This window comes from Craterilacuibacter sp. RT1T (assembly GCF_023502145.1).
Lineage (GTDB): Bacteria > Pseudomonadota > Gammaproteobacteria > Burkholderiales > Chromobacteriaceae > Craterilacuibacter.
The window spans coordinates 279,080-291,989 of record NZ_JAMFLI010000003.1; the positions used below are offsets into that span (position 1 = coordinate 279,080).

Consider the following 12,910-nt stretch of genomic DNA (forward strand, 5'->3'; position numbering starts at 1 on the left):
CAAGTGGAGAGCCGTGCGCCCTCCTCTGCCCTGCTTAACGGCTCAGCCAAGTGTTGAAGCGTGCTTCCAGCGCTTGGCCATGCTTGACCCAGAAGGCGCTGTCTATCGGTGTGGCATGGGCCAGATTGGCAGGCGCGGTCGGCATGCGCGCAGCCGTCTCCGCGGGGAGTAATTGCAGCGCCGATAAGCGAGTCGGGCCGTAATCGATATAGCTGGCGTAGTTTTTCTGGTTTTCCGCCTGGCTGGCAAAAGCGATAAAACGGATTGCCTTCTCGGTGTCTGCCCCCTTAGGGATGGCCCAGTAGTTGAGGTTATAAATATTGTCGTTCCACACTACGCGCAGCTTGGGCCAGTCTTTCTGTGCGGCTGAGATGCGGCCGTTATAGGCCACACTCATTACCACCTGATCGTAAGCCAGCATATTGGCCGGTTGTGCCGGCGACTCCCACCAGACAATATGCGGCTTGAGCTGTGACAGCTTTTTAAACGCACGGTCTACGCCGGCAGGTGTTGCCAGCACTTGGTACACATTGTCCGGGGGGACACCATCGGCCATCAGCGCAAACTCCAGCGTGTAGCGTGCGCTTTGGTGCATGCCGCGTTTGCCGGGTATCCCTTTTACATCCCAAAAGTCCTGCCAGTTTTGGGGGGCGCGCGCCACATGGTCGGCGTTGTAGGCCAAGACCACGGACCAACTGAAGATGCCGACACCACAATCGGTGACGCTGCCATTAACGAAATCTGCCGGTTTTCCTATGCGACTCCAGTCCAGCCGGCTCAGCCGCCCTTCACTACATGCACGGGTAAGCTCCGGAGAGGAAAGCTCGACCACATCCCATTGCCGGCTAGGCTTTTTAGCCTGAATTATCTCGCGATAATAGTCACCGTTGTAGTCGCCACTATTGACGGCAATGTCACTGTGATTGCGAAAAGGCTGATAAAAAGCAATTTCCTGTGCCGCCTTGTTGGCACCACCGAATGACAGTATGTTAAGTTCCGCAGCTTGCGCATGGCTCGCCCATGCGCTGGCCAGCATCAGAATCAGGCCTCGAATATGCATATACTCTCCTAGCTTGCGGTTGCTTTATGGTTTAAGCATTTTTAAACGAAGTGAGCCGGAGCAGCAAGTAAATTAAACAGCCATCGCCGCAGCATGCCCCGCTCGCAGCGCGCCTTCGATAAAGCCCAGTGCGGCCGCATCGCCTGCCAGCCTGACATCCAGACCAGATTGCTCCAGTTCCAGCGCCAGCGTGTTGTCGGTCTGCGCCCCGGTTGCCAGTACCACCGAGTCGGCTTTTAGTCTCGCCTCGCCTTGTGCGGTATGGTAAATGAGGGTGTGGCCATCAATCAGCGACACGGTCGCGCCGGCGATCAGGGTGGCGTTATGTTCATTGAGTTCATGCAGCACACGCCAGCGGCGCACGATGGACAACTCCTGACCGAAGTAGTCCTTTTCCTCCAGCACGGTTACCTTGCGTTTGCGCGCCAGCAAAAATTCGGCCAGCTCCAGCCCGACCAGACCGCCTCCGATAATGGCGACATGTTCGCCCAGAGGCATCCACAGATGACTGAGCTTTTGCAGCGCGGCACTGCTGTCGGTCACGCCGGACAAGTTGCCGGCCTTCATCATCACGCGCTGCGGCAGCGATAGCTTGCGTTTGGCCACTTCTTCCGCGCCATCGCCGGTTAGCAGCGCCCGAAGTTCATCGCCACTGAACACATGAGGCTGATCGACGCCGGCAAGAGCAGGCGCAGCGCGGCGTGCGCCGCTGGCGACTATCACGGTGTCCGGCTGCAAGGCGGCTACCGTCTTGGCCGTGGCCTCGAACTCCAGGCGGATATCGATGGGCAAGCTGCGCACTTCGTGCAGCAGATAATCCAGCAGTTTGCCGTTCTCCGGATAAGCCAGCGCGGCAAAGAACAAGGTGCCGCCCAAACGTTTGGCTTTTTCCAGCAGCGTGACGCGGTGGCCACGCAAAGCGGCGCTGCGCGCCGCTTCCAGTCCGGCAGGACCGCCGCCGATCACGACAATATGGCGCGCCTGCTTGGCAAGTGCACCGGATAGCTGATACTCGTGGCCGGTTTGCGGATTGACCGCGCATTTAACGCGCTCGTTAATGAAAATCTGGCTGACGCAGGCATAGCAGTAGATGCAGGGACGGATGGCTTCTGCCCTGTTTTCGATCAGCTTGATTGGCAAGTCGGGGTCGGCCAGCAGCTTGCGCCCCATGGCGACAAAATCGCACAAGCCGGCTTCGATCGCGCTATTGGCTGCATCGGGCTCCAACCTGCCAACTGCAATCACCGGAATATTGATGGCGGCTTTGATTTTTCCGGCCAATGGCAGCAAGGCGGCAGGGCTTTGCATCAGCGGCGCGATCGTGAAATTGGCGCCCTTGCGGGTGGACGCATAGGCCGAGACATGTACGGCATCGGCCCCCGCCTCCTCGGCCAGGCGCGCGGCAGCGACCGCATCTTCCGGGCTGATGCCGCCATCAAAGTCTATCTCTTCACCATCCAGCCGTACCCAGACCGGAAAGTCTGCACCGCAGCGTGCCTTGACGGCGCGTATCACTTCGCACATCAGGCGGGCTCGCTTGGGCAAGCTGCCGCCGTAGTCGTCGTCGCGCGAATTGGTATAGGAAGAGAGAAAGCCGGCAATGATATAAGTGTGGCCGGCGTGAATTTCGACGCCGTCAAAGCCGGCCTGTTTGGCGCGTAGTGCCGCCGCAGCAAACCACTCTATCATCTGGGCAATATCGGCGTGATCCATCACGCGTATCTTGGGCGCGCTCTTGATCTGGTTGCTGATAAAGCCGGCTTTTTCTGCCGGGGTGAGCGCCGCCATCATGTCGGAGTTTTGCTGTCTGGGCATGGCGGGCACCCATAGCTCGCGCCCATCGACCAGATCGCGAATGGCCGTTTTGCCTGCATGCTGCAGTTGCACTGCAATCTTGCCGCCATGGCGATGCACGCGCCGGGCGATTTCGGCCATACCCGGAATAAAACGATCGTCAGACAGGCCTACCTGATAGGGCTCGGCCGTTCCTGCCGGAAAAGCCACCGACACCACACCCATCACCAACAGCCCGGCCCCGCCTTTGGCGCGCGCCTCGTAATACGCCTGAATGCGCTCACCGCAACTGCCGTCCTGCTCGGCAAAATTGGAACCCATGGGTGCCATCATAATGCGGTTTTTCAGTTGCAGCGTACCGATACGGGCTGGCGAAAGTAAGGCTGGATAGGCACTCATCGAGGGCTCCTGGCTTGGGTCTGGACGCGCCGGCTTGGGGTCGGCAATATTGTAAGGCAATGTCGTCCTTAGCCAGATGCCATACATCGTCCATATGGAGGGTGTCACCCGTCTGGCACGCTTACAAAATGACCCGGCATCCAAACAAAAGGGGACAGCATGAAAACCATCGTGATTACCGGTAGCGCCTCGGGTATCGGCGCGGCAACGGCACAGCACTTCAGTGCGGCAGGCTGCCGCGTCATCGGCATCGACCTTAAGGGTGCCGACATCGAGGCCGACTTGTCTACAGTGGCCGGACGGGACAAAGCGATCAGCGAAGTGCTGCAAAGAAGCAACGGCCATATCGACAGCCTGATTTGCTGTGCCGGTCTGGGCGGCAATCACCCCCCTGCTTTGGTCGCCTCGGTCAATTACTTCGGCGTCACCGCCTTGCTGGACGGTCTATTCGAGGCCTTGCGCGTCTCGGGGGGCAATGCCGTGGTGGTGGCTTCTGTCGCGGCAACACAGGGTAGCTGGGATGGGCATCCGCTACGCGAGGCTTTTCTGGCCGGCAATGAAGCGCAGGCCCGCACTTTGGCCGCCGATGCCGGACATGGCATGCTGGCCTATGCCGCCTCCAAGCATGCCATCGTCTGCCATATCCGTGCCCAGAGTAAAAGCTGGGGCGAGGCCGGTGTCCGCCTGAATGCCGTAGCGCCCGGCGCGGTGGAAACGCCGCTGTTGCAGCAAAGCATGGATGACCCGCTGATAGGCAAAGCGACCCGCGATTTTCTGCCGCCACTGGGGCGGCGCGCCCAGCCCGCCGAAATTGCCCAGGTGATCGCCTTTCTCGCCTCCGATGCCGCCACCTATGTTCATGGCAGCTTGCTGGTCGCCGATGGCGGCATTGATGCCATGTCGCGGCCACAGCGTTTTTAAGCCAAAACGGGTTTGCCTAGTCCATTTCGGGGAGGCCGATGGCCACAAGCAGCGGCAACATCCCTCCCTGTAGTAGGCCTTTTTGCGAAACATCCCGTGAAGGAGGATCAAGATGACTGATATGGCGATTTCCCTGGATCTGCCGGTTTTCAAAAGCGAATTGCCGACCCGCTTTGCCCGCGGCTGGCACTGTATCGGCATCGCTGCCGATTTTCGCGATGGCCAAGCCCATACGCTGAACCTGTTTGGCACCCGTCTGGCGGCCTTTGCCGACAGCCAGGGGCAAGTGCATGTGATGGATGCCTACTGCCCGCATATGGGGGCAGATCTGTCGCGCGGCACGGTCGAGGGCGACTTGCTGGTTTGCCCTTTTCATCACTGGAAATATGGTGCAGATGGCAAGTGCAAGGAAGTGCCGTACTGCAAGCGCGTACCGCACAAGGCCAAAACCCGGCGCTGGCTGACCTGCGAAGAAAACGGCCTGCTGTTTATCTGGCATAACGTCGAGGGCAAGGCACCGGCTGCGGATATCCTGATTCCACACTTGCCCGAACTGGATAGCGATGCATGGTCTTCTGACTGGATGCTGGACACGCTGATTATTGATACCAATCCGCGCGAACTGGTCGACAATCTGGCGGATGCACAACACTTCGGCCCGGTGCACGGTGCACCGACCAAGTATTTCGCCAATGTGTTTGAAGGCCATATCGCACAACAGATTTTCCATGGCGACTCCGAACGTCTGGGCGGGGATCTGGTCGCCGAGTCGGCCTATTACGGCCCGGCCGTGCATCTGACACGCATGCGTGCCAACTACGATGGCCGTTTGATGGAGTGCATCCTGCTGAACGCCAATACCCCGATTACTCAAGCCAGCTTCGAGTTGCGCTTCGGGGTACGGGTGAAAAAGCAGCCGGACTGGAGCGAGGAGCAGAACCTCGAACTGGCACGCAGCTATGTGCAGCAGAACCGCAACTCGTTTTACCAGGACGTGGATATCTGGAAGAACAAGATCCGCGTCAACAATCCGGTACTGGCCGAGGGGGATGGCCCTGTCTATCAGCTGCGTGAATGGTATGAACAGTTCTTTATGGACGAGAACCAGGTACCGGCCAAAATGGCCGAGCGCGTCGAGATCGTGACGTGGGACAAGCGCTAAATTGCATCATATAAAACCGGACGCGTTCGGTTTTATATCGTTCAAATAACAAAAAGGCAGATGATATCTGCCTTTTTGCTTTGTATGCCGGCGCGAAGCGGACAATTAGCCTGCCGGAGGCTGGCCCAGCGCGCTGACGCTATTGAGCATGATGCGTACCAGTTCGGTCTGGCGGCGCACACCGGTTTTGGAGAAGATGGAGCGCAAATGCGCCCGCGCGGTATTGTGGCGTATACCCAGCTCTTCCGCCGCCTCTTCCAGCGACAGGCCGTTGGCCAGATGCACGGCCAGCAAGGATTCCGCCGGCGTCAGGCCGAATAGTTGCTGGGTGACTTTCAGCGGTACTTCAGTTTTCTTGTCGGCATCGCGCACATAGACCATCACCGCCGGGCGCTGGCGCCCGCCTACCCATTCATTACTCGGCACGGCCTTGACCACTACCCCCAGATTGACACGGCCGGATGGGCGCGATAAGGACATGGCTTCAACCATCGCCGGCATGCTGTCTGCCGTTTGCGGTTTTTGCTGGCGTGCCAGACTCTGGTTGATCAGGTTTTGTAGTTCACGGCTTTCCGTCGAGTAGGACGCGACCAATTTGCCCTGGTACAGCTTGAGGCCATCCCCTTCTGCCAGCAAGTCGCTGGCAATCTGGTTACTTTGCAGCAACTGCCCCTTTTCATCCAGAATCATGGTCGCCACCATCATGCGCGACACCGCCTCGGTGTAAAGCAGGCCTACCGATTCGCTGGCACGGCTACGGGTCTGGATATTCAGTGCGCGTTTGAGATGCGGCAACAGGCGCGCCAAAGCGGTTTTATCCGCTACGCCAAACGGCGCGCCCCCCTCGGGCCGGGTGACGCGGATCTTGAATTCGCCATTATCCAGAGTGCGGATGTCGGCGGCCATCACATGGAAGACGCCGTAATCTTCACAAAAATGGCGGTAAAACGAAGACTGCCTCCATTCATCTTCACGCATCAGATCACTGACCGTATACACCTTGTCCGAAACCAGATCGACAAAGGGGCTGGGGTAGCTGTACTGGGTGCGCAGGCCGCTATACGACTCGAACACCTGGCCGGCGGTAATCATGGCGCCGGCGTCTTCGGATGTTTCCGGGCGGATAATCAGGGTGACAAAGTTGGCGTTCAAGCGGTCGCGCAACAAACCGACGGCTTTAGGCCAGGTGGTATGGTCGTAAGCGGTCTCGTAAATGGCACTTAATAGATCGCTGAAAGCATCTAGCCCCTTGTCCACATCGTCTGCAATGCTTGGCTGCATGATTGGCCCTTGTGTGTTGTTTTTCTCTGCTGCAGTGCAAATTTACATGTCATTACATCTGCGTGTAAATCATGCACTGCAGCAAAAAGCGCACTGGCGAAAAGGCCAGTGCGCCGGCAAACTTTAAGCAAATCAGGCGGCCTGTTCTGTTTGGGCTTTCGTCGCGGACATGGTGTTCTCCGTCTTGCGCTGCCATACCGACAGATTCAGCCAGTAAGCCAAAGCGGGGGCCAGCGTGATGGCACCGAACACATTCACAAAGAACATGAAAGCCAGCAAGATGCCCATGTCGGCCTGGAATTTGAGCGAGGAAAAGGCCCAGGTGCCCACCGATAAGGCCATGGTAAAGGCGGTAAATACGGCCGCCGTACCGCGCTGGCGCAAGGCTTCATATACCGCTTCGCGCAAATCCAGCCCGCGTTCCTGCATTTCGGTTTCAATGCGCTCAAACAGATAGATGCCGTAATCAACCCCTACCCCCAGCGCGATCACCGGCAAGGTCGACACCTTAAGGCCGATGCCCAGCTGCGCCATCAATGCATTGCACAGGATGGACACCAGCGCCAAAGGCACCACAATGCACAGCACCGCACGCCATGAGCGGAAGGTCAGCAGGCACAGCAAGGAGATGGCGCCAAAGATGGACAGCAGCATGGTCACTTCGGCGTGTTCCACCGCTTCATTGGTTGCCGCCGCCACGCCTGCGCTACCGCCCGCCAGACGGAACTTCACGCCCGGGGTCTGGTTGTCGGCGATAAAGCGTTTCGCCTCGGTCATGACATTGGCCAGTGTCGCACCCTTGTGATCCTTCAAATAGACCAAAATCTGCATGGCGTGGCAATCGTTGACCGACAAGCCGCCCTCCGGCCCCATGGCGCGTGCACCCTGGCGCAAGGCTTCGGAAGTTTGCGGTATGCCCGCCCAGCGCGGATTGCCTTCGTTCTGCCCGGCAATGGTGAATTTCACCTGCGTCGGCACGCCCACGACCGACTGTACGCCAGAGACGCCTTGCATTTGCAGGCTGAAGCGGTCAACGGCATTCATCAGCGGGTAGCTCAGGCAACTGCCTTCCGCCATATCGGTCTTGGATTCGACAATCACCGTCAGCACATCCATACCGATGGCGTAGGAGCCGACAATCTGTTTATGGTCGAGGTTGTAACGCGAATCGGCGCGCAATTCGGCCACACCCGAGCCGGTATCGCCCACTTCCAGCTTGCGCGACTCCAGCGTGCCCCAGCCCAATAGCAACATGCCGACAAAAATGCTGAACAGCGCCGGCCGTGCCGTGGCATAGCCGGACAAGCGCCACCACCAGGCGTGGCGTTCGCCCTTGCCCGCTGCCGCCTTGTGCATGGCCGCAGGCTCAAGCTTGAGGAAAGACAGCACCAGCGGCAGCAGCATCTTATTGGTCACGATCATCAGCGTGACGCCCAGGCATGCCGTCGCCCCCAGTTCGCGCACGATCTGGATGTCGATCAGCATGATGACCATAAAGCCCAGCGCATTGGTCAGCAAGGCAACCGAACCGGGGACAAACAGCTTGCGAAAAGCCGCCTTGGCCGCTTCGCGTGCATCCTTGCCGCCGATCACCTCCTGCTTCCAGGCATTGGTCATCTGCACCGCGTGCGACACGCCGATGGAGAAAATCAGAAACGGCACCAGTATGGACATCGGGTCGATGCCCAGGCCGAACACCGGCAACAGCCCGACCAGCCACACGACCGGCAACAGCGCTACCAGCAAGGCCACCACCGTCAGCTTGATCGAACGGCTGTAAGCCAAGAGCAGCAAGGCTGTAATGGCGAAGGCAATGCCGAAGAAGGTAAATACCTGCCCCAGCGCTTCTTGCACATCGCCCACTACCTTGGCAAAGCCGATGATATTGATTTCAATCTTGTCATTGCCGTATTTGCTGCGGATCTGTTCGAGCTGCTGGGCAATCTCGGCGTAGTCGACTTTTTTGCCGGTATCAGGATTGATATCCTGCAAATCGGCCACGATCATCGAGCCTTTCTGGTCGGTGGCGATCAGGCGGCCGATTTCCCCCGAGCGTGCGGCATTGCGCTGCACCACGGCGAGTTCGTCAGCTTGGGCGGTAAAGCGTGCCGGCACCACCACATCGCTAAGAAAGCCCTCTTCGGTGACTTCGGTGTAGCGCACGGTCGGGCTATACAGGGAGCGCACCCGGGTACGGTCAACACCGGGGATGAAGAAGATTTCGTCATTGATGCGCTTTAGCGCATCCATATACGGCTTGTTGTAGATGTCCGAGCCGTCCTTGACCCGCACATTGACCAGGATACGGTTGGCACCGGAAAACACCTTGCTGTAATCGCTCAGTGTCTGCATATACGGGTGGGACAGCGGAATCAGCTTGTTAAAGCCCGGATCCAGTCGTGCTTGTGATGCTCCCCAGCCCAGCGCCAGCGTGACCGCAGCGAATAGCAGCAACAGGGTGTTGCGATGGCGAAACAGCAGCTCGGAGCAGGCGTCCACCATGCGGCGTAGCGCGTTGTTTTTGCTTGGATGATTCATGGCTTAATTCTCCTTTGCCGCAAGCTGCAGCAGCCCGCTCTCGCCGGCGACCACCAGCGCCCCATTTGGCTGTGGCGATACCGCAGTCAGACTGAGTGCGCCGCTACGCGTAAGCAGCCTGGCCGATGATAAGTCAGCGGCCAGACGCAGGACTGCGCCGCCTTGCCCGACTAATAGCAGGCGGCCGGCGCTGTCTTTGGCATGGCCAAACAGGGACACCGGCAGCGGCAAATCCAGTTTTTGCCAGTGCTGGCCAAAATCGCGGCTGACAAACACATTGCCGCGCATACCGTAGGCAACCCAGTTTGCCGCGTCAATGCGCGCCACGCCGAACAATGAGCCATGGTAAAACGGCGGGATTTTCTGCCAGCTCTTGCCCGCATCGGATGACTTGAAGGCCATGCCCTGCTCGCCAACCAGCATCAGCTGGCCATCGCTGCCGCCATCCATGGCGTTGACGTGAAAATCCTCGACGCCGATATCTTGTGCCGTCCAGCTCTTGCCGCCGTCTGGTGAAGCCAGAAAGCGGCCGTAGCTGCCAAAGGCAAACACCGGCCCGTCCTTGAGCCCCCATACTCCGAGCAAGGGTTCGGAGACCTTGGCGTCAAAACGCACGGTTTGCCAACGGCGGCCGCCATCATCGCTGCGCAGTATCCAGTTGTCCCCGCCCACGGCGATGCCGTGTTTGTCGTCAAGAAAATGAATGGACGTCAGCGCCGAGCTTTGTGCCTTATCCAGTCCTTGAGCCTGCCAGCTCGCCCCGCCATCCTGACTGGCAAAGATGCTGCCGCGCTCGCCCACGGCAATCAGGCGCGGGCCCGCCTGAGCCATATCATTGAAACGCATGCGATCGACCCGCACGACGCTCTCCGGCTGTGCCGGCATTGGGCGTGGAGAAAAGGCATAAACCGAAGCCGCGGCCACGATGGCTGATACCGTCAGTCCCACTAAGGTGCGCATGACCGTCCTTTGTCGTTGTGATGCTGCATGGCGTGTCTCCTTTGTGCTTTTTGTATGCTGATCATTAGCCAGACCCGGTACGCCAACATCGTCCAAACAGGTTAATGAGCGCCGCGACGCGCATAAAAAACGCCGCAAGGCGGCGTTGGTAAAGTACGGGCTACACGCTTCAGTCTTTGACTTCAAACAAGGCCGCCGCGCCCATGCCGCCGCCTATGCACATGGCCACCACCACAAAGCGTTCGCCGCGGCGGCGCGCCTCCAGCAAGGCGGAGCCCACCAGACGTGCACCCGACATTCCGAACGGGTGGCCAATGGCAATGGCGCCGCCGTTGACATTCAGGCGGGCATCGGCGATGCCCAGGCTGTCGCGGCAATGGATCACCTGACAGGCAAAAGCCTCGTTGATTTCCCACAGACCGATATCGGATACCTTGAGGTTGTGCCGGGCCAACAGTTTGGGAATGGCATAGACCGGCCCTATGCCCATCTCGTCGGCTCGACAGCCGGCAAGCGCCAGCCCCCGGTAGCTGCCCAAGGCTTCAAGCCCGCGCTCGTGCGCGCGCTTTGCCGACATCAATACCGAAGCAGACGCGCCATCCGACAATTGCGAAGCATTGCCGGCGGTGATGTATTGCCCCTCGGCCACCCAGCGTCCGTCCTTAAACACCGGCTTGAGCAAGGCAAGGCTTTCGGCACTGGTGTCCGGCCGGTTGCCCTCGTCGCGCACAAGAGTGACCTGCTGTTTGTCGGTCGGATTGCCTTCCTTGTCGAACAACTGCTTTTGCACCGTGATCGGCACGATCTCGGCGTCGAACAGCCCTTGCACTTGCGCATGGGCAATACGCTGCTGGCTGGCCAGGGCGTATTCATCCTGCGCCGCGCGGCTGATGCCATAGCGTGCGGCGACCAGCTCGGCCGTCTCTATCATCGGGATATAGGCAGTTGGATAAGCGGCCAGCACGGCCTGCGACTGTGCGCGGTAGGCATTTTTGTATTTGTTCTGTACCAGCGAGATCGACTCCAGACCGCCGGCAACCACAATGTCGCGCTCGCCAACCATGATGTCCTTGGCGGCGTTGGCAATGGCGATCAGGCCGGATGCGCACATCCGGTCCAGCGCCATGCCCGGCACCGTGTCCGGCAAGCCGGCCACATAGGACGACAAGCGCCCTATGGTGTAGCCCTGCGTGCCTTGCTGTGCGGCACAGCCAAGGATCACGTCGTCAACTTCGTGCGCGGCCACTCCGGCCTTATCCAGGGCGGCGCGGATCACATGGCCGCCCAACACCGGCGCTTCTGTGTCGTTAAAAGCACCGCGATAGGCCTTGCCGATGGCGGTGCGGGCGGTGGAAACAATAACGGCTTCGTTCATGGCGGCATCCTTAAATGGGGAGTGGTGAGTAGGGAGTGGTGAGTGGAACGACGCCCTACTCCCCACTCCCCACTCCCTATTCCTCCCGTCCTCTAGAAGTAATAACGGCTAATTTTGTCGACGACACAGCCCGGCTTGTCCTGCCCGTCTATCTCTATGGTTACGCGTATGGTGGCTTGTACCCCGCCGCCGGTCTCTTCGACCTTGAGCACCTCGCCGCGCCCGCGCAGGCGCGAATTCACCGGCACCGGTGCCGGAAAACGCACGCGGTCACAGCCTACATTCACCCCCAGCTTCATATTGCGGATCTCGACCAGTTGCGGCAAAAACCAGCTGGCCAGCGACAAGGTGAGATAGCCGTGCGCGATGGTGCAGCCAAACGGCCCGTCCTTAGCGCGTGCCGGGTCGACATGTATCCACTGATGGTCGCCCGTCGCCTCGGCAAACAGATCGATGCGTGCCTGGGTCATCTCGGTCCAGGCACTCACCCCCAGATCGGTGCCGCTGGCCGCAAGCAGCGCTTCTTTCGTATCGAAAACGGTATTGGCCATGATTACGCCCGCTGTGCACTGACCGACACCACTTCGCCGGTCATATAGGTGGAGTAGTCGCTGGCGAGAAAGATCATCACATTGGCGACTTCCCACGGCTCGGCGCCGCGTCCGAAGGCTTCCTGCGCGGCCAGACTTTGCAGCAATTCTTCCGAGGCGGATTTTTTCAGAAATGCGTGAATCGCAATCGACGGCGCGACCGCATTGATACGGATGCCGTATTCGGCCGCTTCCAGTGCCGAGCAGCGCGTTAGCGCCATCACCCCGGCCTTGGCCGCGGCATAGTGCGCCTGCTCTTTTTGCGCACGCCAGCCCAGTACCGAAGCATTATTGACAATGACGCCGTGCCCTCTGGGCTGCATCACCTTGAGCATGGCGCGGGTCATGCGAAAAGTGCCGGTCAGCGTGACATCCAGCACCTTGTGCCATTCCGCGTCGGCCATATCGACTACGCGGCAGCTGGTGCCAAGCCCTGCGTTATTGATCAGCACATCCACACCGGCAAGCTTCGCCTCGGCCGCGTCCACCAGTGCCTGAACCTGATCTTCGCAGCTGACATCGCATAGCTGGCCATAAACGGCGGCTAGACCGGTTTCGCTTTTCAGCGTTTCGACCGCGTCCATCAGCCGTTTTTCGTGCACATCGGAAATCATCAGCGCACGGCAACCTTCTTCGATGGCGCGCCGGGCGGCGGCAAAACCGATGCCGGCACCGGCAGCAGCCGTCACCAGCACCGATTTACCCTTAAGCAAGCCGCAAGCGGCGGGATAAGCGGGGGCAGCATTCATAATGCACTCCTGAGGGGTCACGATGCCTTGATGCTGCCGCAGCCTGGCCCTTGCCACATCCCGCAAACGGACCAGAAGCCG

10 protein-coding genes are annotated in these 12,910 nt (G+C 59.4%); 2 read left to right on the forward strand and 8 right to left on the reverse strand.

The features are described 5' to 3' along the window. Positions 1–34 precede the first annotated feature (34 nt). Both M3P88_RS07660 and M3P88_RS07665 read right to left on the reverse strand, forming a co-directional pair. Positions 35–1,060 carry an ABC transporter substrate-binding protein gene (locus tag M3P88_RS07660; RefSeq protein WP_249615455.1) on the reverse strand — a complete coding sequence of 342 codons (1,026 nt, stop codon included), beginning with the start codon at positions 1,058–1,060 and terminating at the stop codon, positions 35–37. 72 nt (positions 1,061–1,132) lie between these two features. After that, complete coding sequence (locus tag M3P88_RS07665) at positions 1,133–3,253, reverse strand: FAD-dependent oxidoreductase (protein ID WP_249615456.1); 2,121 nt, start codon at positions 3,251–3,253, stop codon at positions 1,133–1,135. A gap of 159 nt (positions 3,254–3,412) precedes the next feature. On the opposite strand from M3P88_RS07665, the gene M3P88_RS07670 reads away from it, so the two are divergent. Further along, positions 3,413–4,174 (forward strand): SDR family oxidoreductase, encoded by a 762-nt coding sequence (locus M3P88_RS07670; protein ID WP_249615457.1) that lies wholly within the window; start codon positions 3,413–3,415, stop codon positions 4,172–4,174. A gap of 112 nt (positions 4,175–4,286) precedes the next feature. Beyond that, positions 4,287–5,336, forward strand: coding sequence for a 3-ketosteroid-9-alpha-monooxygenase, oxygenase component (locus M3P88_RS07675; protein WP_249615458.1), 1,050 nt, complete (start codon positions 4,287–4,289; stop codon positions 5,334–5,336). A gap of 105 nt (positions 5,337–5,441) precedes the next feature. Here M3P88_RS07675 and M3P88_RS07680 read toward each other — a convergent pair whose 3' ends face one another. The 6 genes from M3P88_RS07680 to M3P88_RS07705 form a co-directional block, all read right to left on the reverse strand. Beyond that, positions 5,442–6,617, reverse strand: a complete 1,176-nt coding sequence (locus M3P88_RS07680) for a helix-turn-helix transcriptional regulator (RefSeq protein ID WP_249615459.1) — start codon at positions 6,615–6,617, stop codon at positions 5,442–5,444. Positions 6,618–6,749: 132 nt separating this feature from the next. After that, the gene (locus tag M3P88_RS07685; protein WP_249615460.1) at positions 6,750–9,155 is read right to left on the reverse strand and encodes an efflux RND transporter permease subunit; all 2,406 of its coding nucleotides are present in this window, start codon (positions 9,153–9,155) and stop codon (positions 6,750–6,752) included. A 3-nt stretch (positions 9,156–9,158) separates the two neighbouring features. Further along, positions 9,159–10,115 (reverse strand): WD40/YVTN/BNR-like repeat-containing protein, encoded by a 957-nt coding sequence (locus tag M3P88_RS07690; RefSeq protein WP_249615461.1) that lies wholly within the window; start codon positions 10,113–10,115, stop codon positions 9,159–9,161. Positions 10,116–10,284: 169 nt separating this feature from the next. Beyond that, complete coding sequence (locus M3P88_RS07695) at positions 10,285–11,490, reverse strand: acetyl-CoA C-acyltransferase (protein WP_249615462.1); 1,206 nt, start codon at positions 11,488–11,490, stop codon at positions 10,285–10,287. A gap of 92 nt (positions 11,491–11,582) precedes the next feature. Further along, the gene (locus M3P88_RS07700; RefSeq protein WP_249615463.1) at positions 11,583–12,041 is read right to left on the reverse strand and encodes a MaoC family dehydratase; all 459 of its coding nucleotides are present in this window, start codon (positions 12,039–12,041) and stop codon (positions 11,583–11,585) included. A gap of 2 nt (positions 12,042–12,043) precedes the next feature. Further along, positions 12,044–12,829, reverse strand: a complete 786-nt coding sequence (locus M3P88_RS07705; protein ID WP_249615464.1) for an SDR family oxidoreductase — start codon at positions 12,827–12,829, stop codon at positions 12,044–12,046. Positions 12,830–12,910: the final 81 nt, after the last annotated feature.

Coding starts and splice junctions, on each gene's coding strand:
- M3P88_RS07690 (WP_249615461.1), bottom strand. CDS start 10,115: ATGCGCACCTTAGTGGGACTGACGGTATCAGCCATCGTGGCCGCGGCT.
- M3P88_RS07700 (WP_249615463.1), bottom strand. CDS start 12,041: ATGGCCAATACCGTTTTCGATACGAAAGAAGCGCTGCTTGCGGCCAGC.
- M3P88_RS07660 (WP_249615455.1), bottom strand. CDS start 1,060: ATGCATATTCGAGGCCTGATTCTGATGCTGGCCAGCGCATGGGCGAGC.
- M3P88_RS07705 (WP_249615464.1), bottom strand. CDS start 12,829: ATGAATGCTGCCCCCGCTTATCCCGCCGCTTGCGGCTTGCTTAAGGGT.
- M3P88_RS07665 (WP_249615456.1), bottom strand. CDS start 3,253: ATGAGTGCCTATCCAGCCTTACTTTCGCCAGCCCGTATCGGTACGCTG.
- M3P88_RS07675 (WP_249615458.1), top strand. CDS start 4,287: ATGACTGATATGGCGATTTCCCTGGATCTGCCGGTTTTCAAAAGCGAA.
- M3P88_RS07695 (WP_249615462.1), bottom strand. CDS start 11,490: ATGAACGAAGCCGTTATTGTTTCCACCGCCCGCACCGCCATCGGCAAG.
- M3P88_RS07680 (WP_249615459.1), bottom strand. CDS start 6,617: ATGCAGCCAAGCATTGCAGACGATGTGGACAAGGGGCTAGATGCTTTC.
- M3P88_RS07670 (WP_249615457.1), top strand. CDS start 3,413: ATGAAAACCATCGTGATTACCGGTAGCGCCTCGGGTATCGGCGCGGCA.
- M3P88_RS07685 (WP_249615460.1), bottom strand. CDS start 9,155: ATGAATCATCCAAGCAAAAACAACGCGCTACGCCGCATGGTGGACGCC.